Source organism: Streptococcus sp. HMSC066E07 (genome assembly GCF_001814695.1).
Taxonomy (GTDB): domain Bacteria; phylum Bacillota; class Bacilli; order Lactobacillales; family Streptococcaceae; genus Streptococcus; species Streptococcus hominis.
On record NZ_KV817414.1, the window covers coordinates 52,719 to 74,353 of the forward strand.

The 21,635-nt window shown below is 39.6% G+C and carries 21 protein-coding genes; all 21 read right to left on the reverse strand.

From position 1 onward, the window contains the following. Position 1: 1 nt before the first annotated feature. Entirely contained in the window at positions 2-667 is a 666-nt protein-coding gene (locus tag HMPREF2984_RS01275; RefSeq protein WP_049513200.1) for a 3-keto-L-gulonate-6-phosphate decarboxylase UlaD, read from the reverse strand. Between the two features lie 50 nt (positions 668-717). After that, on the reverse strand, positions 718-1,203 hold the full coding sequence (locus HMPREF2984_RS01280; RefSeq protein ID WP_049533281.1) for a PTS sugar transporter subunit IIA: 486 nt from the start codon (positions 1,201-1,203) through the stop codon (positions 718-720). A 401-nt stretch (positions 1,204-1,604) separates the two neighbouring features. Continuing rightward, positions 1,605-1,886, reverse strand: coding sequence for a PTS sugar transporter subunit IIB (locus HMPREF2984_RS01285; RefSeq protein WP_003032305.1), 282 nt, complete (start codon positions 1,884-1,886; stop codon positions 1,605-1,607). Between the two features lie 30 nt (positions 1,887-1,916). Beyond that, a complete protein-coding gene (locus HMPREF2984_RS01290) occupies positions 1,917-3,374 on the reverse strand; it encodes a PTS ascorbate transporter subunit IIC (protein ID WP_070670086.1) in 1,458 nt (485 codons plus the stop codon). A 195-nt stretch (positions 3,375-3,569) separates the two neighbouring features. Beyond that, complete coding sequence (locus tag HMPREF2984_RS01295) at positions 3,570-5,702, reverse strand: ATP-dependent Clp protease ATP-binding subunit (RefSeq protein WP_070670088.1); 2,133 nt, start codon at positions 5,700-5,702, stop codon at positions 3,570-3,572. 429 nt (positions 5,703-6,131) lie between these two features. Beyond that, entirely contained in the window at positions 6,132-7,946 is a 1,815-nt protein-coding gene (gene glmS, locus HMPREF2984_RS01300; RefSeq protein ID WP_049533317.1) for a glutamine--fructose-6-phosphate transaminase (isomerizing), read from the reverse strand. Between the two features lie 386 nt (positions 7,947-8,332). After that, complete coding sequence (locus HMPREF2984_RS01305) at positions 8,333-9,532, reverse strand: acetate kinase (RefSeq protein WP_070670090.1); 1,200 nt, start codon at positions 9,530-9,532, stop codon at positions 8,333-8,335. Between the two features lie 46 nt (positions 9,533-9,578). Further along, a complete protein-coding gene (locus tag HMPREF2984_RS01310; protein WP_059221232.1) occupies positions 9,579-10,532 on the reverse strand; it encodes a class I SAM-dependent methyltransferase in 954 nt (317 codons plus the stop codon). A gap of 67 nt (positions 10,533-10,599) precedes the next feature. Further along, positions 10,600-10,926 carry a competence type IV pilus minor pilin ComGG gene (gene comGG / locus HMPREF2984_RS01315; RefSeq protein ID WP_003028477.1) on the reverse strand — a complete coding sequence of 109 codons (327 nt, stop codon included), beginning with the start codon at positions 10,924-10,926 and terminating at the stop codon, positions 10,600-10,602. After that, entirely contained in the window at positions 10,907-11,344 is a 438-nt protein-coding gene (gene comGF, locus HMPREF2984_RS01320; RefSeq protein WP_070670092.1) for a competence type IV pilus minor pilin ComGF, read from the reverse strand. The genes comGG and comGF overlap by 20 nt, the downstream gene beginning before the upstream one ends. Continuing rightward, positions 11,328-11,621 (reverse strand): competence type IV pilus minor pilin ComGE, encoded by a 294-nt coding sequence (comGE, locus tag HMPREF2984_RS01325; protein ID WP_003028475.1) that lies wholly within the window; start codon positions 11,619-11,621, stop codon positions 11,328-11,330. Before comGE ends, comGF begins: the two co-directional genes overlap by 17 nt. Then, positions 11,593-11,991, reverse strand: a complete 399-nt coding sequence (gene comGD, locus HMPREF2984_RS01330) for a competence type IV pilus minor pilin ComGD (RefSeq protein WP_003028474.1) — start codon at positions 11,989-11,991, stop codon at positions 11,593-11,595. Before comGD ends, comGE begins: the two co-directional genes overlap by 29 nt. After that, a complete protein-coding gene (gene comGC / locus HMPREF2984_RS01335; protein WP_003028473.1) occupies positions 11,981-12,298 on the reverse strand; it encodes a competence type IV pilus major pilin ComGC in 318 nt (105 codons plus the stop codon). Before comGC ends, comGD begins: the two co-directional genes overlap by 11 nt. Further along, a complete protein-coding gene (gene comGB, locus HMPREF2984_RS01340) occupies positions 12,295-13,317 on the reverse strand; it encodes a competence type IV pilus assembly protein ComGB (protein WP_180363927.1) in 1,023 nt (340 codons plus the stop codon). The genes comGC and comGB overlap by 4 nt, the downstream gene beginning before the upstream one ends. Then, entirely contained in the window at positions 13,259-14,200 is a 942-nt protein-coding gene (gene comGA, locus HMPREF2984_RS01345) for a competence type IV pilus ATPase ComGA (protein WP_003028470.1), read from the reverse strand. Before comGA ends, comGB begins: the two co-directional genes overlap by 59 nt. 69 nt (positions 14,201-14,269) lie before the next feature. After that, positions 14,270-14,635: a DUF1033 family protein gene (locus HMPREF2984_RS01350; protein ID WP_022525291.1), complete on the reverse strand. Its 366-nt coding sequence runs from the start codon at positions 14,633-14,635 to the stop codon at positions 14,270-14,272. A gap of 184 nt (positions 14,636-14,819) precedes the next feature. Next, positions 14,820-16,166, reverse strand: a complete 1,347-nt coding sequence (gene glnA, locus HMPREF2984_RS01355; protein ID WP_022525292.1) for a type I glutamate--ammonia ligase — start codon at positions 16,164-16,166, stop codon at positions 14,820-14,822. Positions 16,167-16,204: 38 nt separating this feature from the next. Further along, positions 16,205-16,564: a MerR family transcriptional regulator gene (locus HMPREF2984_RS01360; protein WP_003028467.1), complete on the reverse strand. Its 360-nt coding sequence runs from the start codon at positions 16,562-16,564 to the stop codon at positions 16,205-16,207. A gap of 76 nt (positions 16,565-16,640) precedes the next feature. Beyond that, complete coding sequence (locus HMPREF2984_RS01365) at positions 16,641-17,171, reverse strand: FUSC family protein (protein WP_003028466.1); 531 nt, start codon at positions 17,169-17,171, stop codon at positions 16,641-16,643. Positions 17,172-17,321: 150 nt separating this feature from the next. Further along, complete coding sequence (locus HMPREF2984_RS01370; RefSeq protein WP_003028465.1) at positions 17,322-18,005, reverse strand: CHAP domain-containing protein; 684 nt, start codon at positions 18,003-18,005, stop codon at positions 17,322-17,324. A gap of 182 nt (positions 18,006-18,187) precedes the next feature. Then, the coding region (locus HMPREF2984_RS01375; RefSeq protein ID WP_070670096.1) for an antigen I/II family LPXTG-anchored adhesin at positions 18,188-21,635 on the reverse strand (3,448 nt) is incomplete at its 5' end.

Below are 21,635 nucleotides of genomic sequence, written 5' to 3' on the forward strand. Positions count from 1 at the left end.
TTTACCCCCAGATTCGCTTGATTTCGTCTTTGAAAGCACGCGCAGCTGCTGCTGGATTTTCAGCTTCTGTTATTCCGCGTCCAGCAATAAAGGTAAAGACATCCACTCCTTCAAAGAGTTTGAGTGTATCCACATTCAAACCACCTGTCACAGACACACGAAAGCCCATTTCAATCAATTTCTTAACTTTATTGAGATCTTTTTCACCCCAAGTTTCGCCAGCAAGAAGAGCATCGCGTGATTGGTGATAAATAGCTTGTGAAATGCCAGCATCAAGCCAAGTCTGAGCTTGCTCATAAGTCCAATCGCCGTAAAGTTCAATTTGAATCTCACCGCGCTCGCCACGTTCTTCTTGAATCGCTTTTAGAGCGGCTTTCATAGTTGGAATTGTTGCACAGCAAATGCAAGTCATCCAGTCTGCTCCGCGAACGGCATTATTTTTGGCAACCGTACCACCAGCGTCAGCACATTTCGTATCGGCAACGATGATTTTATCAGGAAATAAACTACGCAGCACTTCTACCAACTCACTGCCGACTTGCAAGAGGCAAACTGTTCCTGCTTCAATAACATCTACTTCATGACCTACCGAGACAGCTGCTTTAATAGCTCCTTGCAAATCGGAATGATCCAGTGCAACTTGTAAATTTGGAAGACGTTTTGACATAATTTTCTCTCTTTCTATTCTTTTCTAATGGATTGAAACACAATCATTTACTAACTATCTAAATCCAATCCTTCTAAATAAGGACTATTTTTTGACTCATCAATCAAAGCTAGAACTTCTGCTTCTGTTTGACATGCTAATAGGCGGTCAATAGAATTTTCCAATTCAAACAGGGCGATAATCTGCGGAATGGCAACACTCGTATGAATTTTTGAACTCGTTGCCGCAAGAGCTAACAAGACACTCACATCTTTTCCGTCTGAGAAGGTTACAGGTTCTTTCAAAGTCACCAAAGAAAAGGCATCTCTTTGTACACCAGCTTCTGGACGAGCATGCGGCATCGCCATACCTGGCATCAAAATATAATAAGGCCCATAGCCTTCTGTGGATTCGATAATGGCCTCATAATATTCAGGTTTGACGGCCCCACTTTCAATCAATGGGTCAACAGAAAGTTTGATTGCTTCTTGCCAAGTCGAAGCAGAAAGACCCAACCGAATGGATTTGTTTTCAATCAATGCTTGCTTTAAATTCATTGCTTCTTCCTTTCGTTGGAAATGGAAGCTCAAAACAGGTGGTGCGCATGAAATTCTGTACTATTTGACGAGCACAACGAATTCCAAGCTTTTCCACGTTTTTAACTTCACACATCCTTTTAAGCGAATGGGAGTGGGACAGAACTTATCTTGAAAATTTTAAGTTCGTAGTCCCACCCCCGCAAAGGTGCTTAAACAGTTATCAAGCTGTTTAAGATTGTAGATGAAGAAAACTTCGTTTTCTTCAAAGGTGCTCTTCCGAGCTTGAAAAGTGAATGAAGAGTCCAATCACCTACTGCGTCATTCGTTTAATACTAAATGAGATAGAGAATAAAATACTTTTTGCTCAGCCTCTATATCAATTTCTTAAGCGACGAGGCTGAGACAAACCTCTAGCCGCATCATTCCAGTACTTGTGATAGTTTTTCAGTGATTTCTTTGTCATCCATCAGATTATCCAGACCAATCAATTTACCATTTGTCCGTCCATCCAATTCATGAATCAAATGAAGAGAAGCAATGACAATATCATAACCAGAAGCAAGGCTTTTTGCTTCTCCAACACTGCAAGAATTGACGGTAAAATCTGTTTGTCCTAATTTTCGCAGAGCATTTTCTACTTTCATCTTAATCACCATAGATGAGCCCATGCCATTTCCGCACGCTGTTAATACCTTAACCATATTATTTTCCTCCAATATTTAAATCTATTTTTATTCTTCTGCTTGAACATCACCACGATAGTAGGCTTCCTTGTCTTTTGCTTTGGCAAATTGTAGTTGTGGAATAATCAGCAAGAATACACAAACAAGAATGTAACCTACAATGCCAAGATATTTGAAAAGATAGCCAAATCCAAGCCATGGGAATTCAAAGTCAATATTTCCATGGTAACCGCCGTAAGAAGCAAGACCGAGAAGCGCCACACAGAGAGCACCAAGCGCTACTTGTAGCACCCCTGAGATAAAGGACAGGATAACCGCTGCTTTCCAGCCACCACGTTTATCCGCATAAACTGCAATCGCTGCATTGTCAAAGAATACTGGAACGAAACCGGTGATAATCAGAATTGGATTCTTAAAGACAATTAAGAGCATAATGGTAATCAATTGTCCAATCAAACCGAAAGCAAATCCTGAAAGCACCGCATTTGGTGAACCAAAACCGTAAGAAGCTGCAACGTCCACAGCTGGGAATGAACCAGGAAGCAATTTGTTAGAGATACCTTGGAAGGCATTGGTCAATTCTGCTACGAACATCCGTACACCTTGCATCAAGACAAAGAGATAAACGGAGAAAGTGAAGGCTGTTTGAATGATATACATGTAAAAGTCTTGCTTAGCAGAATTGTAAACTGTACCTGATGTGATAACTTTTGCATTTGACATGATATCTGGACCCAAGATTAAGAGAATGGCTCCAAAGAAAACCAACATCAATGTCGCCGAAGCAACCACTGTATCATGGAAAATAGACAAGAATTTTGGCAACTTCAAATTGTCAAGATTTTCTTCTTTCTTGCCAAATTTGCTTGCAACTTTATCCACAAACCAAATCGCAAACTGTTGTTGGTGACCAATCGCAAAACCACCGCCACCAGTTAAACGTTGTGTTGCTTCTACTGTCATATTAGAGCTGACTGCCCAGTAAAGTCCACAGATGACACCGATTGCCAGTACGCCCCAGCTATTACGCAATTGAGGAACAAGGAGAAGAACCATCAATGAAACGGTCGCTGCTTGTTGAACCATGATATGACCTGTAATGAACAGCGTCCGTACTTTCGTAATTTTCCGAAGAGCAACGAGCAGGATATTGACACCAAAACCAATCAAAAGTGCTGTTGTTGCTGCTCCGACAAAGTTTGGAAATTCTTCTGCAATCTTTGTATTTGCCGCTGTTAGTCCAAAGTATGGGTCAATAACCGCGGCACCAATCTTAAACTTAAAGTTCAAAGCCGCCAAAATCGGACGGAAAGTTGTTACCAAACCTCCAGCCCCAACGTTCAGCAGCATATAACCAACTGTTGCTTTGATGAAACCGGCATAGACATCATGCGCTGGCTTTTTCAATAACGCATAGCCAACGAGAACCAAGAGACCTACAAAGAAGGCTGGATTCTGCAAAATATTTTGCGAGAACCAGTTCAAAATGTTTAAAATGATGTTCATTTTAACTCTCCTTTTTCTATTTTATTTGTTCTTTATAAGCCTATTATAAACCATGTAAGCGGTAACAAAAAGACCAAGAATTACACAAGCAACTGTTCACTCTTGGACTGTGAAAAATAGGGTGAATAAAAAAGAAGCTGAACAGCTTCCATGATTGTTCTACAATCATAGGAAACTGCCCACTTCTCTGGAGAATTATGCTTTTGTAGCTAAATCATCTGTTGCTTCCTCAATGACTAATTCATCATCTTTAAGGTCAGCTAAGAGATGTTTTACATCCAAATGATCCAGATGATAGTCGGTTACTTTGTCACGGATTTGTTGTTCAATCACACGGCGAAGCGGACGAACACCCATGACTTCATCGTAACCTTCTTCTGCTAGGTAAGCTTTTGCGGCATCCGTTACCGTCAGAGTGATGTCTTTCTTAGCAAGCGTTTGGTTGACTTCATCTAGCATCAATTCAACAATTTCAGCCAAGTCTTCTTTACCAAGGTGTGAGAATTCAATAACTGCATTGAACCGATTCAAGAATTCTGGACGGAAGTATGGTTTCAATCGATCCATAATTTTCATATCTTTTTCTTCGTCACCTGTAAAGCTTTCATAGCCAAATCCTGCGTTAGAAGTAGCAATAATAACTGTATTCTTAAAGTTGACAGTATTTCCTTGTCCATCTGTCAAACGACCATCATCTAAGACTTGCAGCAACAGCGTGATGACTTGTGGGTCTGCTTTTTCGATTTCATCTAGCAGAATGATTGAGTAAGGATTGCGACGAACACGTTCTGTCAACGTATTGCTATTGTCATCATATCCCACATAACCAGCTGTTGTACCAATCAGCTTCGACACGGCTGTACGGTCAGAGTATTCAGACATATCCAAACGAATAATCGCATCTTTTGTACCAAACATATCAAGCGCTAATTGCTTTGCTAGCTCTGTTTTTCCGACCCCAGTTGGTCCGACAAAAAGGAAGCTACCAATTGGACGATTGCCTTCATCAAAACCTGCACGATTTCTCCGAATAGCACGCGCCACCGCTTCAACTGCTTCATTTTGTCCAATGACTTTTGTCTTCAAGCGCGCATTCATCTCTTTCAAGCGCTCAATATCGCTGCTACCCATTTGAGAAACAGGAATACCCGTCATGCGTTCTACAGACTCTGCCACATCATTGACAGTTGCTGTCACTTTCATGTCTTCTGTATGATTTTCAATTTTCTTTTCTAGCTCTTCAATACGCATCTTGGCATTCAAAGCAGTTTCAAAGTCTTCTTTTTCAACCGCAGCTTCTTGCTTTTTCTTTTGCTCTGCAATTTCACGTTCCACTGCATGCACATCTGTAACGGGGTGTTGAGCTGCTAAGTGAGCCGCTGTCACATCCACTAGGTCAATCGCTTTATCTGGCAAACTGCGTTGCGGAATGTATTGAATCGAATAATCCACAGCCGCTTTTAACACTTCATCTGGCAAGATAACATTGTGATGTTTTTCGTATAAGTCACGAATTCCTTGTAAAATCTTATAAGTATCTTCTGCAGAAGGAGCATTTACCTTTACTTCATTGAAACGACGAGCCAGAGCTGCATTTTTCAAAATGGTGTTGCGGTATTCATCTTGCGTCGTCGCACCAATTACCGTTAAATCCCCGCGAGAAAGGGCTGGTTTCAAAATATCCGCCAAACCTTTAGAGCCACTATCTCCACCTGTTCTTCCAGCACCGAGGATTTGATGAATCTCATCAAAGAAGAGAATAACATTGCCCGCTTCTTTTACTTCAGAAACCAAATTTTGAATATTTTCTTCAAAGCTACCACGATACTGTGTACCTGCTTCTAATCCCGAAATATCTACAGAAATAATTTCTTTATTCTTAATAGCAGCAGGAACATCACCATTAACAATCGCCTGCGCCAAACCTTCAACAACTGCAGTCTTACCAACTCCAGCATCTCCGACTAGAACTGGATTGTTTTTCGTCCGACGAGACAGAATTTCTGCTGTTTCTTGAATTTCCTTGTTACGTCCAATGACGGGATCTAGCATATCTTGACGCGCTTCCTCTGTCAAATTGCGACCCAATTTTGCTAAAATGCCATCTTGTTTTGGATTGCCTGTTTGCGTTTGCATTTGCGGATTTTGAGCCTCCATTGCCTGTTTCGGAAGTTTCCCCGTTGCACGGTATTGTGCAAATTCCTCTGGTGTTACTTCACGTCCATTGATGAGATAACGCCGATTTTCACTATTAAAACCGCCCATTCTTCCCATCAATTGATTGAAAAGATCATCCATGTTATCAAAGTTATTGTAGTTGTTGTTCATATCTGTACCTCACTTATTATTTTACATAATTTTTATAACCGCTTAAAATATAAGACAAAGTGAGTAACTCTATCTTTTGGATTTATACTTATAAGGACAGTTAATATTTTACATAATTTTAATCCTCTCTCAAAATAGAGATGAAATCTCTTTAACTGAACACAGCTAATAATTTCATCTTGTTTGAGCGAGTGTAACGGACTTTCTTTCCGTTTACAAATGTAATTATATACTATAACAACAAAAAAGTCAATAGATTTTTAGAAAAAATTTACATAATTTTGGTTTTTCTTTTCTGACTGATTTACTTTAATATTAGTCTTTCTAGTTTAAAATTTTACGTTTTACATAATTTTTTAAATCAGACTTCCACTTTATCTCAATGGGAAAAAAATCACCAAGCCAACACTTGATGATTCTTCATAGGTATTATTCAACTGTTACAGATTTAGCCAAGTTCCGTGGCTTATCCACATCAAGTCCACGATGTAGGGTTGCGAAGTAAGCAATCAACTGCGTAGGCACAACCATAGAAATTGGTGATAAATATGGATGAACAGACATCAAAACAATATCGTCCCCTTCTTTTGCCACGTTTTCTTCCACAATGGTCAAGACATTTGCACCACGCGCTACAACCTCTGACACATTTCCACGAGTATGGCTGGCCAATTGCTCGTCAGAAGAAATCAAGGCTAATACTGGCGTACCGTCTTCAATCAAGGAAATAGTTCCATGTTTTAATTCTCCTGCTGCAAATCCTTCACACTGAATATAAGAAATTTCTTTTAGCTTTAGACTAGCTTCCATAGCAACATAATAATCTTGACCACGACCGATATAGAAAGCATTGCGTGTTGTAGCGAGTAAATCACGCACTTTGTCGTCAATACCGTCTTTTTCAGATAGTGTAGCTTCAATTGCTTGCGCTACAATGGATAATTCATGCACTAAATCAAACGTTTTCGCTTTTTCATTGCCATTAGCATTTCCAACTGCTTTCGCAAGGAATGCAAGAGTCGCGATTTGTGCTGTGTAGGCTTTTGTAGAAGCAACCGCAATCTCTGGTCCTGCATGAAGTAGCATCGTGTGAGTCGCTTCACGAGACAACGTTGAACCCGGTACATTGGTTACAGTCAAGCTTGGAATTCCCATAGCATTGGCTTTGACCAAAACCTGACGGCTGTCGGCTGTTTCGCCAGATTGGCTAATCAAGATAAACATTGGTTTCTTGCTAAGCAATGGCCATCTGTAGCCCCACTCAGAAGAAATTCCCAATTCGACCGGTGTATCCGTTAATTCTTCTAGCATGCGCTTGGTCGCAAAACCAGCATGATAAGAAGTTCCAGCTGCCAAAATATACAAGCGGTCAGCTTCTTGAACGGCTTGGATAATGGCTGGGTCTACTGAGACTTTATCATTTTCAGCCGTATAAGCTTGAATGAGTTTGCGCATCACAGTTGGCTGCTCATCAATCTCCTTCAACATATAGTAAGGATAAGTGCCTTTACCAATGTCAGACAAATCAAGCTCTGCCGTGTAGCTTTCACGCTCAACAGGATTACCATCATAATCTTGCACTTGAACACCATCTTTTGTCACAATGACCAATTCTTTGTCGTGAATTTCCATAAATTCACTTGTTTCACGGATCATTGCCATAGCATCCGAGCAGACCATATTGTAGCCTTCTCCTAAGCCAACCAAAAGAGGGGATTTATTTTTGGCAACATAAACTGTATCTGCATCTTTTGCATCCATCAAAGCAAAAGCATAAGAGCCTTCGATAATATGAAGAGCCTTTTTGAATGCTTCAAGAACTGATAAATCCTCTTCCTCAACGAATTTTCCAATCAAGTGAACCGCAATTTCTGTATCCGTTTGACCTTTTAAATCATGTCCAGCGAGATAAGTGTTCTTGATGTCAAGGTAATTTTCAATCACACCATTATGCACCAAAACAAAGCGTCCAGTTTGAGAAGTATGTGGATGCGCATTGCTTTCGCTTGGTTTTCCATGTGTTGCCCAGCGTGTATGCCCAATACCAGCAGTTCCAGCCACATCAATCCCGATTTTTGCACGAAGATCAGCTATGCGACCAACTGATTTCACCAAACTAGATGTTTTCCCATTGGTCACAAAAATCCCAGCCGAATCATAACCCCGATATTCTAATTTTTCTAGACCTTGCATTAAAATATCTGTTGCATTTCGATTTCCAACAACTCCAACGATTCCACACATACTATTATTTATAGCAAACAACTTTCAGAAGTCTGCTATCTCCTCCTTCGTTTTATAAATTGGTATAGTCTAATCATAGCTATCCAAAACAAGCGAAATCAGTATATAATTTTATTGTGAATTTGTCAACAAGAAAATTGGTATAGTTCAAAAAGAAAGTATAGAGGAAATCAAAAGACTTTTAAACAGCTCATTCTCCCACCTGCACGGTTGATTCAGATATCTTTATCCACATTTTATGTTTCAGGAGTATTAGGTAATCACTTCAACAATCTTTTTTTCAAACAAAAATGAAAGAGAGTGAGACAGACATTCATTAGGGTGGCGCTCATGAATGTCTGTCTCAGCTTCTCTTCTTAAATATTATGACTTGTAAATTAAACGTTTTATTTTTGGTTTTTGAAGCGCTCAACATCACGTGCAATAACTAATTCTTCATCTGTAGGAATGACAAGTACCTTCACTTTAGCAGCATCACTTGAGATGATACCTTCAGCTCCACGTACATTTTTTTCCGGTAAAATATCACAACCAAACCACGATAGACCTGAAATAACAGCTTCGCGCACCTCATCAGAATTTTCTCCGATGCCAGCTGTGAAAATAATCGCATCCGCACCATTTAAAACAGCAAAATATTGACCGATATGTTTTTGAATGCGATCAACAAAAATGTCAAAAGCCAGTTTACAATTATGATTGCCTTCATGCATTCCTGCAATAATGTCGCGCATATCACTTGATGTTTCAGATACTCCTAGAAGCCCAGACTGTTTGTTTAAAATATAATTGATGTCTTCTGGTGTATCAAAATCTTCTGTATGCTCTATCAAATAAGGAATAATCGCCGGATCAATATCCCCTGTGCGAGTTCCCATCATCACGCCACCTAGCGGAGTAAAGCCCATTGAAGTATCTACAGAAATTCCTTGATCAACCGCTGTAATGGAAGCACCATTCCCAATATGGCAAGTAATTAGCTTCAACTCTTCAAGTGGCTTTCCAAGCGCCTTTGCTGCTTCCTTGGCAACATACTGATGACTTGTACCATGCGCTCCATATTTACGCACTTTATTTTCGGTATAATATTTAGTCGGTAATGGATAACGATAAGCTTTTTCTGGCATTGTTGTATGGAAAGATGTGTCAAATACAACAACACTTGTAATATCCGGCAACAATTCTTTAAAGGCACGAATTCCTGCTGCATTTGCTTTGTTATGAAGTGGTGCAAGAAGTGCTAATTCTTCTACTTTTTGAATCACCTCTTCGCTATCAACAAGTGCAGATTCTTTAAAGTATTCACCACCTGCAACGACACGATGTCCAACACCTGTGATTTCTTCATAGGATTTGATAATACCAAAGCGCATCAAGTCATCTAACAAAATTTTTACAGCTTGCGTATGGTCATCAATATCCAAAATTTGCTTTTCTGCACGACTGCCAAATTTCACTGTTGAAATGGAGTCTTTGAGACCAATCCGTTCAATCAGTCCTTTGGCAATGACCTTTTCAGCTGGCATTTCGTATAATTGCCATTTTAAACTAGAACTTCCGGCATTGATTGAAATTGTTTTTGACATAAATTACCTCTTTTAAGCGTTTTCATTTATTATATCAAAAACTTGTTTAAATTTCACTTTCTCTGCTCCAATTTTGAAACTTTTCGCTAAATTCCAATAAATCGTTCTGATCTTGCAAATCAGACAAAGCATAAACAAACGGTTGAACAGCTTGTTCTTCTTGCTTTTTCAGCACAAAAATTGTCTTGGCATAAGCGGCATTTCCAAAGAGTGCTTCTGGCAATGCAATCATCGCAACTATCTGGGCATGCTTTTGTAGCCATTTCTTCAATAAATCACTTTGTGAGCTGCTCAATAAATCATTGGGGGCAAGGAAAATAGCATAGCCATCTGGTTTGAGATACTTGAGCGATTGCTCCATTAACAGATGATGAGCATAGGTATGCTCTTGTGTACTAGCCACTTCATAGCGCGCCGCAATGTTATCATCAGGATAAAAGCCAACTGGTAAATCACTGATAATCACATCGCTTTCTTTCAATACTTGCGGGCGCACCGCATCACCTTGCACAAAACTAACTTTTGCATCCATCACATCTGCGATACTGGCTGATATATCAATTAACAGATCGTCCAATTCCAGCCCTAGATAATCCACGTTTTTTTGTGTATTATTGAGAATCGTCTCAGCTAAATTCCCCATTCCACTACCAATTTCTAAAATATCAATGTGTTCTTTTTTACTCAATTGATCAATGAGAAAGGTTAAGATAAATCCAATAGAATCTGGAGTGAATTGATGATTGGCTTGCAAAGGCTCTGTTTGAGCCGCTTTCATCAGCAAAAATTGGTATGCTCGTCGCCATTCTTCTTTGTTTAATTTCAACGCTTTCAGTTTTTCATTGTTCTGTCGAACACTATCTAGTTCGATATTCCCGTCCAGATAGCTGCCATTTTGCTCTACCAAAGCATCATAAAAGCTCGTTAAAAGCTCATTTTGGATTTCTTGGACATTTTCTAACAAGAGCGCATAGGCCTGTTCAATTTTTTCAAAATTCATAGCATCCTCCGCTCCCTATCATACCAAAATTTAGCTTTTTTTGCGAGTTTACTCTGTTGCACGCACATCATTTATTCAATTCTTTACCCGTCTGCTTTACTTTTTCAGTCGGAAAGGAAAATTGATAACGGCGACCAGACTTCATTGTTACTGTCAGGATGAGCTCTTTCTCACCCTTTTGGTCTTGGACATGCCCTTTATCAAATTCTCTTTGCTTAGAATTTTCGTTGGCTAGAAGAGCCATTGCATAAGCCTGTGTTCGTTCTCGGTTTAGGGTGAAATTCCTGTGATTAGCAGTTTGACGATGAAGGTAAAATTGCAAAAGCAAGCTAAAAACTGCCGCTATAAAGAGGGCATAGAGCATAATGCCCGCTTTAACTTTCTGTTTCCACACGATAGACAAACTCCCTTTCTAATCCTCGCCTAAACGTCAGTCTGACATGAATCAGCTCATTTTTCTGTGAGATTTCTGCTTTTTTCACATCATAAACCATCGGCTGGTAACCTTTCCCATTCGCATTGGTTTTTCTAAAATCACGTCCACTTGACTTTCCAAATGCAATCACCTTGCCGTCCTGTTTCATATATAAACGATTATTCTCCACCTTTTCAAATGAAGAACGATCCAACTCTGCTTCTAGTTGATCAGCAAACAAAAGCCATTCTCGTTGTTCACTATGTTGCCGGGCTTGAACTTCAAAAGCCAGAAGACGCGTCATTGACTGAAAAAGCAGCACACTTCCGCTGAGTACAAATAAGGCAATCAGAGCCTCTAAAAGGGTAAAAGCTTTCACTTTATTTGCCTTGAACACCGAGAATCAGCTCCTTCCCATGATAAATTTGAATACCTTGTTGACTTGTTTCAACACGTACTTCAATACCGTTCATTGTCAAATGGCTTTGCTTTGTCTGCAAAGCCATTTTAGCTACCCTTAAAACTTCTTCTTCTCTAAGCAAGTCATTTTCTGCTTTTCGAGACTGGTGAATTTGTCCCAACAACAGGGTCACAATTGTCGCAAAAACAGCCAAAGCCAGCAGCGCCTCTAATAAAATTGTTCCTCTAACGCATTGTTTTCTTAAATTTTCCATTTCCTAGATATAATTGATACATAACTGTCTGCTTTTTTGTCTGAAAGACAATCTTTCCGAGCGATGAATTACCACCTGCCTTATCAAAATGAAGCGTCAAATCTTCTGGCGCTTGAATCGAACGAGGAACCGCCAAACGGTTGTAACCATTGGAAATCCTCTCGCGAGAAAAATTCATGTCCAATTGACTTTGAGCTGAACTGCTCAACTTCTGACTTTCCCGATAAAAATGCTCAAACTCCAGAAAGAAAATCTGCTCTTCCACCTGTTCAAAAGAAGAACGAACAGAGCCCGACACAGCAAGCAATAAGAAACTCGTTATAAATAAAGTCAGCAAACTTTCCAAAAGCGTAAATCCCTTAATCTGCAACGGAACGAGCTTCTTTTGTATGTTTCGCATAGTAAGCCTTATAAGATGCCGCTTGCTTGTCTGTAATCGTACCTTCGTTGACTAATTTTGAGAGTGTCGCTTTTTCATTAGTGTGATTGACCTCAAACAGCTCCGCTTGGCTTTCCACAACTTTTACCACCGCTGCATTTCCTTTTTCCGTCACCGCTTCTTTTTGCTTGGTCAAATTCGGTACAAATAAGAGCATCAAAACACTGATGATAAGAAGCACGACTAACATCTCTACTAAAGTAAAACCTTTAACCTTCAAACTTTTTAATTTTTTCATAATTGAACCTCCATATTTTGATAAATTGGCAGCAACATGGCTGCATACAACAATACAATCATTAAAGCCACAAAGACAAACACTAGTGGTTGGATGACATTCATCGCTTGGTGAACACGTTTAAAAAATGTCTCCCATGTTTTTTGAGCATAAACTTCTAATTCACGCCCCAATCTAGACTTCACTTCGCCGTATTCGATCATCAAGCCCAATTCCTTTTTAAAAAATGGGTATGTTTTAACCCTTTTCGAAAATTCCTGACCATTTTGCAGTGCAACTTCTAAATCTTTCCCAATTTCTTGAAATATAGCAGAGCGTTGTCCTTGCATCATCTGAAAAATCTGACTAAGTTCTAAACCTTGACCAATCATATTTCCCCATTCTCTCGCATAATAAGCTGTCAAATACGTTTGAATAAAAGCGCCAAAAAAGGGAAGGCGAGCTAACAAGCCAAATGTTGTTATTTTTGAGTTTTTTTGGAACCAATAAAAACCTATCGCTAACAAAACAAAGACTACTCCTAATGAACCCAGAAAAAGTTGCGGCAAATTACTGATAATCTGCGTTGCTACATTTTGACGATCGAGTTGCGGGAGTAAATAATTACGTAACCCCAGCATAATGAATATCAAAAAGACAAACAAAATAAAGGGATAAGTCGCCACTTCAACCAACTTTTTCTTAATTTTTGAGACATTTTCCAAGTATTCCTCAATCTTACTCAGGCTGAGTGAGAGATTTCCGTGTAATTCTGCCAGCGAAAGTTGTGTTGCTACATTATCTGAAAAACCTAAGCTTGCCATGATGTCCGAAAAAGGCTTTCCTGTTGACAACCCCTCTTTCATCCTGTCCACATAGACTTCTTCTAACAAGGCACTTCGCTTCAAAAAGTCGATAATTTCTGCCAAATGAAAGCCACTAGAAAAAAGATTATTCAGTAACTCTACGACCTTTTTCTGCTTAACTGTGGATAATTTTTTCCGCTTCTGCTTGTTCAAGATTGATATGTCCTGCTGCATGAAGCTGATCAATCTGCCTATTCCAGTCGATTGGCTCGTGTTCTTGATACTTTTCACTGACAAAATCCACTATTCCTCCTTTTGCAATTAAACGTTGGTAACAAATCCCTTGCAAGACAATTTTCAGCTCGGCTTCTGTCACTCCTAATTCCAACAACCGTTCATAGACACCTCGTACGCTTTTAGCATGAATGGTTGAAAAGACAGTCACTCCTGTCAAGCTAGCTCGGACAACAGCCCGTGCTGTCTCCCCATCTCGAATTTCTCCGATGATTAGCAAATCCGGTCGGTGCCGTAGAGAAAGTTTAATCAAATTTTCATAAGTCAAACCAATCGCTTCATTTAATTGCAACTGTAACATGCTAGGCTGCTTGATTTCAACAGGGTCTTCAATGGACATGATTTGCTGACCAGCAAAACGCTCTTGGGCGAGTTGGTGCATGAGAGTTGTTTTTCCACTCCCTACTGGTCCCGAAAAAAGATAAAGCCCTCGCTGTTTGAAGCGTTCTTTTAACTCTGGGATTTGAGCAAACCAAAACTTCAACTCTGCCTCTTCATCATGTAATAAACGAATCACCAGACTTTCATATCCACGATAATCCCCTACTGTTGACAGTCGTAGTGACGTTTGCTTGTCACCATATTGATAATCACAAGATCCTAACTGGCTTCTACGTTTTTCGCCGACATTCATTCCAGCGGTAAACTTGAAATGACTAATTACTGCTGCCATCTCTTCAAATGCATACTGTTGTATAAAACGCCGTTCATCGCCAATTCGCATGTATAGCTCATACATATTTTCTTTTGGAACAACGTAAATATCCTGAGCCTGTTCTTCCTTAGCTTGGCAAATAATAGCCTGTGCAATATTTTGAACCATATCTCCTCCTCACTTTATACTATTCGCAGAAGAAAATAAAAAATGGTGAAAAAATCACCATTTTGCAAATTATTTAAATGTTAGAGAGCAGGCACGATGTTCTTCTTCACTATTTTGTTTATTGTAGCCCGGCTGCATTTTTTCTTTAGGAATAACAGTATCATTTTCTAACAGAGCCAGAGAATGATACTGCTGAACAGAGTCGCCACATTCCTCGCACCAACGCAAATCTCCTGCATCCCAAAAAATAGACATCAAATCACTTCGACTTTTATAGAAAGGAAAAGAATCTGCCAACTTCAGCCATTGGCGTTTATAATATTTTAAAGCAGCATAATAGTTATCAAAATGCTGTACTGATACGATATTAGCTTCCCAGCCGTCGAAAAACCACCACGGTTCATCTTTGCCATACATTTCAATAACACGATACACCTGCTTCACCTCCCTTTGTTCTGTTTATTATACCGAAAATGTCATAATTTTCAATAAATATGCTCCATTATACCAGTTTTTTCGCCATTTGCTCAAAACTGTAGAAAAAAGTGGCATTATTCTGATTAGTCGTTTTTCATTCATCAAGAAAACGAGACTTTTTCTAAGCCTCGCTCCCAATTTATTAATACAAATCAAGGTAGTTGTCTACTTCCCATTGGGAAACAAAAGTGGCATAGCTTGCCCATTCGATGCGTTTTGCTTCTACAAAACTTGTATAAATATGGTTCCCAAGTGCAGCTTTTACAACTTCATCTTCTGTCAGTGCTTTCACTGCATTATGTAGAGTAGAAGGAAGGTCTGTAATACCCGCTTCTTTGCGCTCTTCTGCTGTCATGACATAGATATTTTCTTCAATCGGAGCAGGGGCTTCAATTTTATTTTCAACCCCATGAAGTCCAACTTCAAGAAGAACCGCCATAGCAATATAAGGGTTAGCCATTGGGTCAACAGAGCGCAATTCCAAACGAGTTCCCATACCGCGTGAAGCTGGCACACGAACAAGTGGAGAACGATTTCGTCCTGCCCAAGCAATATACACAGGAGCTTCATACCCCGGAACCAAACGTTTGTAAGAATTGACAGTTGGGTTCATGATAGCTGTATAATTGTAAGCATGCTTAATTAAGCCACCAAGAAAATAGTACGCTGTTTCTGATAATTGCATACCATTTGGATCTTCCGGATCAAAAAATGCATTTTGACCATCTTGATTAAAGAGTGACATATTACAGTGCATACCTGAACCGGCAATACCAAATTTTGGTTTTGCCATAAACGTTGCGTACAGACCATGCTTACGAGCAATTGTTTTGACAACCAGTTTGAACAATTGAATCTTATCACAGGCACGAAGTACTTCATCATATTTAAAGTCAATTTCATGCTGGCCAATAGCTACTTCATGATGACTGGCTTCTACTTCAAATCCCATCGTTGTAAGGACATTGACGATTTCACGGCGTGTATTATCAGCCAGATCAGTCGGCGCAAGGTCAAAGTACCCACCCTTATCATTCACTTCAAGAGTTGGATCGCCATTCTCATCGAGTTTAAATAAGAAAAATTCTGGCTCAGGACCTAAATTAAAGGATTTGAATCCTAATTCTTCCATGTGACGTAAAGCGCGTTTTAAATTTCCACGTGGATCTCCTTTAAAAGGCGTTCCTTCCGTCGTATAGACATCGCAAATCAGTCCTGCGACACTTCCGTTTTCGTCTCCCCAAGGGAAAACCGTCCATGTATCCAAGTCAGGATAAAGGTACATATCTGACTCATTGATACGCACAAAACCTTCAATGGAAGAACCGTCAAACATTACTTTATTTGACAAAACTTTATTCAGCTGTTCATCGGTCGCTGGAATTTCAACGTTTTTCATCGTTCCTAAAACATCCGAAAACATCAAACGGATAAAGGTAACATTTTTTTCTTTCACTTCGCGACGAATGTCAGCTACTGTAATTGGCATGAGTATCTCCTTATGAAATTTAAAAAAATTGATATTGGTCAATGCATACGACCAAATGGTGGAAGGGAAGAAGCAAAGCGACCTTGTTGTAAAATGTCTTTATGAAGGGCTCGACGAACGTCTTTCTCACTCACCGGCTTCTTGTATTTCGCTTCGCGCTCGGCATATTTTCGCTTAATCGCAGCAATATTGTAACCTTCTGAAATGTAATCTTTAATCTCCAACAAGCGATCCATATCATTTAATGAATACATGCGGCGATTTCCTTCATTTCGATCAGGCTTGATCAATTCTTGATCTTCATAATAACGAATCTGACGTGCTGTCAAATCCGTCAATTTCATAACGCTACCAATAGGAAAAACAGCCATATTGCGACGAAATTCTTTTTCCTTCATTGCAAATTCCTTTCTTATGCTCTATTATAATCTGAAAAAATTTCTATGTCAAGAACTCATGTTATATTTTCTAACATTATTCTTCGCTTTTTAATTTCAATACTTTCCGCAAGCGATCCACATCAGAATTGACCAGCATGGCAACGAAAACCCCCATGAACGTCTCAAAGACACGTGCAAATACATACAAAACTGTCTCTCCTGTGGGAATAGATAAAGTAATAATCAGCATGGCAGAAACACCACCAATCACTCCCGCTTTGTTGTTCATAGCGACATTTGTCATAATCGTTAACATCGTACAAAGAGGAACAACCAGTAAGGTCACCCAAAACTGCTCATGAAACAGGTTATTGATGAGAAAGAAGAGCAAGGCATACAAACCACCAATACTATTTCCTAAAATACGAGAGGTTCCAAAATGGACGCTCTTATCAAAATCTTCGCGCAAACTGAAAACAGCTGTCAGAGCACCAATCTGTAACCCTTTCCAGCCAAAAAGCCCAAAGACAAGCAGAACAATAAAAACCGCGACCCCCGTTTTAAAGGTTCGCATTCCTAATTTAAATTTCGACTTATCAAACTTATACTTCTTAAAATAACCCATTCACGCATTTCCTTTTATCTTTATTCTAACATATTTTAGAGAAAAGATAATGAACTTTCTTATGGAATTATATTTTTCCAATAAAAAAAGTGGAACAACTAACTATTCCACTTTCATTATTTAATGATTTCTATGTATAGGAAAAGTTTATCAATAAGGGTAAATATAAGTTACCTTTCCATAAAATATTGTAGGGTCAAACCAACCACGGTAATTGTTAACTTGTTTTTGACCTTTGTAATTTGACTCCAGCACTTGAATTGCGCGATTATTTGCCACAGCTGTTACATAGGCTACATGTCCAAATTGACCGCCATCCCAAACAGCAATGGCTCCAACTTGAGGAGTTGTTCCTATACGAAAGCCTGAGTATGCAGCATTGGCAACCCAATCTTTTGCATTTCCCCACCAATTACTAGCCCAAGGTGCCAATGTTTTTACACCCCAAGCGCATTGACCAACTGGATAAGAGTTTCCTGTTGTTGTAGGCGTATTTAGTACCACATCCTCTGTATCAGAACTTGGACCTGCACTTGTAGCAGTTGGTTGTGCTACTGCATTTGTCTGACTAACAGTAGTAGCCGTTGGGCCATTTACTTGTAACGTATCTACAGGAAGGATAGTATCGTAAATTATTTTTCCATTTTTTGCCGCTAAATCATAGGGACTCATTCCAAATTTTGTCGCAATATCATAAAATGAATCACCATATTGAACTGTATAGGCATCTGCTTTAGCTGTGTTTTTACTTACTATCAACAATAAAACAGCTGCTGAGAGCCCAACTGTAAACTTGCCTATATGGGGATACTTAGATAATTGACTGACTTTCATAACCTTCTCCTTTTTCTATTTCCTATCCTATATTACTATATAATTATTGCATAAATTTTAATCCTATATTTTGAAATCATTACAAAAAATAAGGTTAAAAGACAGAAGCTTAAAATCTATCTTTTAGCCTTATTAAAATAGCCATAAATTAACGGAAAATCTCAAGTCAATCCAACCAAAACTTAGTCATTCTCCTCTGTTTTCCGTTTTAACTGTCCTAAGCCTAAAACACTTAACAATGCAGCTACTCCCAAGTAAGGCATATAGCTCACACTCGTTCCTGTTCTTGGAAGGCTTGGAACAGCTAAAGCATGAAGTGCCTGCTTCGGTTTAGCTGGAGTTGATGGGGTTGATGGGGTTGGAGTTTTCGGTTTTGGTGTCGTTGTACGAACTGTATTAGATGCGTAAGTCACACCATTAACCGTATTTACATAGGTATTTTCAAAAGTACCAACTGCAATCCGTTTCATTTGGACATAGCTTTCGGCTTGGAAAGCTGAATCAACTGAAACAGAGCGTAAGAAATCTTCCTTGAATTTAATCGTAATGATTCCTTTAACTGAATCAACTTCTGCTTCCGTATACTTCGTTAAATCATCACCTGATTTGATAACTGTTCCATCTTTAAGAGTCATATCAACCTTGGCAAAGACCTTATACTGACCAGTATATTGATCGCCTGTTTGATCATAATCATCAGAGAAACTGTATTCAAAGAGCTCTTCTGAATGATTTGAAGGAATGATACCACCGATTAAACGGTAATTAAAGACTGTATTTAACGGAAGTGTTTGACCATCCACATTGTTGGTGTCTGCGGGATCCAATGTTAAAGTGACATCCTTTTTAGGATCAATTTTAGGAACATTATTCGTGACAATATTGGATTCATAACCATTACCAAAGTCAATTTGGTAAGCTCGGTTTTCATAGCTGCCACCTGTTTGACCCATTTGTGCTTTCACCACCATTGGAGAGACAAGCGTCAAATTGATGCCTGTTTTAACATAAGTATCATAAAACGCTTGTGGATCATCTGCCGTAAAGACTTGGAAAGCACCTTTAGGATGAATACGGGCTTTGGTAAGCATATCTTTAACTGCTTGAGGTGCAGTCTCCACACTCTTATAATGAGCGACGCTGACACCTGTTACAGGATTTCCATTAGCATCTTTCATCGCCACTAAATCCTGACGTAAATCCAGTGCTTCTTCTGGATAATCATCAACATAATAGAACCCTTTTTGAATGGTATCCGCTGACGATTTGTCTCCTTTGTATTGATCCAAATCCCAAGTCAGCTCATAATAATTAGTTGATCCTGCAAGAACAGTCTTCCCATCAATCACCACACCGTCTTTGTTCTTGTTTACTTTACTTGGTTTGATGTAGTTGTTACTTGGATTATCCGGATCGTTTGGTTTGCCCGGTGTTGTCACACGAACGATATTGGATTTAATTCCATAAGCATCATTGACTGTTAGCGTGAAGTTATTCTTATAAGTTGCACCATCATTAAGGACTTGTCCCACTACAATCGGATAAACCGTTGCTACTGACTTGGTCAGATCCGCATTAAAAGCAGCCAAAGTTTGTGCAGTTGCTTTGAAGGTAACTGTATTCGTCGCTGAATCATAGCTAACATCAAAGCCAGGACTAGCTACTTTCGTTGCCTCAAGATCCAATTGATAGCCAGAGGGTAATGGATCGACTAAAACAAAGGAAGTCGTCTTATCCCGTCCAGCTGGTAGATCAGCCGTCTTCAATTGAAATTTAACAGTCGATTGTTTCGCCACTAAGGTTTTATCAATATCTACATCATTATTATTTTTGATTTCTTTATTGACTTGTGGCTGTACGGCTAACTTAAAGTAATGGTAGTGAACAGTCGGTACAGCAGGAGTCGGAGGCGTCTTCTTATAGACAGGATCTGCTGGTGGCGTTGGTAACACCTCATAAGTTGGTTCAGCAGGTTTGTTTGGTTCCGGTTGATCTGGTGTTGGGGTTGGCGGTGTTGGCTCTGCCTCATAGCTTGGCGCAACAGGAGCCGGCTCTAATGGTTTTTCGGCCTCATAAGTTGGCTCTGTCGGCTTATTGGGCTCTTCCTTGTCCGGAGTTCTGGTTGGCGGTGTTGGCTTTGCTTCATAGGTCGGAGCTACTGGATCTGGCTCTAATGGTTTTTCGGTCTCATAAGTCGGCTCTGTCGGCTTATTGGGCTCTTCCTTGTCCGGAGTTCTGGTTGGCGGTGTTGGCTTTGCTTCATAAGTCGGAGCTACTGGAGCCGGCTCTAATGGTTTTTCAGTCTCATAAGTTGGTTCTGTCGGCTTATTGGGCTCTTCCTGATCCGGAGTTCTGGTTGGCGGTGTTGGCTTTGCTTCATAAGTCGGAGCTACTGGAGCCGGCTCTAATGGTTTTTCGGTCTCATAGGTTGGTTGAGCGGGAGATGTTGGTTCCACCGGTGGTGTTGGTTTTTCCTTGGTCACCTTAGGAACATTAACCGCACGAATCTTACCATTGAGGGAGTACCAAATATTTGGTTTTTTCCCTTCTGTATTGTCTTTTCCGTTGACTTTAGGCATTTCAGAAACGGACATTACATTTGTTGCGGAGGTTGCACCTACTGTAACTTTGTTATTAGACCCAGACATCTTAATAGCACCTGCACCATACCAGGAGTTAGGGGCATCTGAAGTATCCCAACCAGAACCTGATTGACTGTTCTTATACATAGTCCAACGGGCACCGCCTTCACCCTGTTTAAAGTTTAGGGTATCCGTTGCATAAATCATACCATTTTTCTCACCAATGGATGACCCTGAAATTTTAACGAATTTACCTGTATAATCTTTAGCCATTTCAATAGAATTATGTTCACGATTAAGAGAAGCTACTGATAGCAGGGCATTGTCAAAGTTGATCGGATTTCCCTCTTCGTCATAAAAAGTAAATTCATTTTTAATGAAGATGGAAGTATTTTGCTCTACCTGACCAGTATAAGCGGAAGCAAAAACACCTAAAGTTGGATCAGTGAAAATACCTAACCAAACCTTTTGACCCTTAAATTTTGATTCAGGGTCTACTGTATACTTGTAAACAATTTTAGAAATCTTTTTACCATTATAGTAGGAATTTTGAAGATTAGTATAGGTTGCCGTAGCACTTTGACCGCGCTCTAAGAGTACAGAACCCCACTTTGCCACACCAGAACTGCTGACTGTTGTAGTCCAACCTGCTTTAGTGCCAAAATTACCATAAAGTTCCATAGATGAAGCCACATCATCAACCTGCTCTAAGTTGCTTATATCTAAATCATCTAACTGCAGGATCTTTTGATCATATTTTCCTTTTGACGTACTTTTGCTAAATGCATCATCCACAGCAGAAGCCTTAAGGAACTTCCCATTTGTTGTCAAAGATAGATTTGCATTTGGTTCAAGATCGTAGACCAAGCTTTGAGCAGAAGGTTCAGTTAAGTTCCCATCTTCATTTTTATGTTTTTCTAGTTCAGCTAGCGCTGCCTTAATAGCTGCCTGTTCATCTTCATAGGCTTTGAGCTTGCTTGGATATTCAGCTAGATCTTTTTGATATTTAGCAAGATCCGCTTGGTATTGAGCTAATTTAGCTTCATAA

Coding starts and splice junctions, on each gene's coding strand:
- HMPREF2984_RS01275 (WP_049513200.1), bottom strand. CDS start 667: ATGTCAAAACGTCTTCCAAATTTACAAGTTGCACTGGATCATTCCGAT.
- HMPREF2984_RS01280 (WP_049533281.1), bottom strand. CDS start 1,203: ATGAATTTAAAGCAAGCATTGATTGAAAACAAATCCATTCGGTTGGGT.
- HMPREF2984_RS01285 (WP_003032305.1), bottom strand. CDS start 1,886: ATGGTTAAGGTATTAACAGCGTGCGGAAATGGCATGGGCTCATCTATG.
- HMPREF2984_RS01290 (WP_070670086.1), bottom strand. CDS start 3,374: ATGAACATCATTTTAAACATTTTGAACTGGTTCTCGCAAAATATTTTG.
- HMPREF2984_RS01295 (WP_070670088.1), bottom strand. CDS start 5,702: ATGAACAACAACTACAATAACTTTGATAACATGGATGATCTTTTCAAT.
- glmS (WP_049533317.1), bottom strand. CDS start 7,946: ATGTGTGGAATCGTTGGAGTTGTTGGAAATCGAAATGCAACAGATATT.
- HMPREF2984_RS01305 (WP_070670090.1), bottom strand. CDS start 9,532: ATGTCAAAAACAATTTCAATCAATGCCGGAAGTTCTAGTTTAAAATGG.
- HMPREF2984_RS01310 (WP_059221232.1), bottom strand. CDS start 10,532: ATGAATTTTGAAAAAATTGAACAGGCCTATGCGCTCTTGTTAGAAAAT.
- comGE (WP_003028475.1), bottom strand. CDS start 11,621: ATGGAAAATTTAAGAAAACAATGCGTTAGAGGAACAATTTTATTAGAG.
- comGC (WP_003028473.1), bottom strand. CDS start 12,298: ATGAAAAAATTAAAAAGTTTGAAGGTTAAAGGTTTTACTTTAGTAGAG.
- comGB (WP_180363927.1), bottom strand. CDS start 13,317: ATGCAGCAGGACATATCAATCTTGAACAAGCAGAAGCGGAAAAAATTA.
- comGA (WP_003028470.1), bottom strand. CDS start 14,200: ATGGTTCAAAATATTGCACAGGCTATTATTTGCCAAGCTAAGGAAGAA.
- glnA (WP_022525292.1), bottom strand. CDS start 16,166: ATGCCAATTACAGTAGCTGACATTCGTCGCGAAGTGAAAGAAAAAAAT.
- HMPREF2984_RS01360 (WP_003028467.1), bottom strand. CDS start 16,564: ATGAAGGAAAAAGAATTTCGTCGCAATATGGCTGTTTTTCCTATTGGT.
- HMPREF2984_RS01365 (WP_003028466.1), bottom strand. CDS start 17,171: ATGGGTTATTTTAAGAAGTATAAGTTTGATAAGTCGAAATTTAAATTA.
- HMPREF2984_RS01370 (WP_003028465.1), bottom strand. CDS start 18,005: ATGAAAGTCAGTCAATTATCTAAGTATCCCCATATAGGCAAGTTTACA.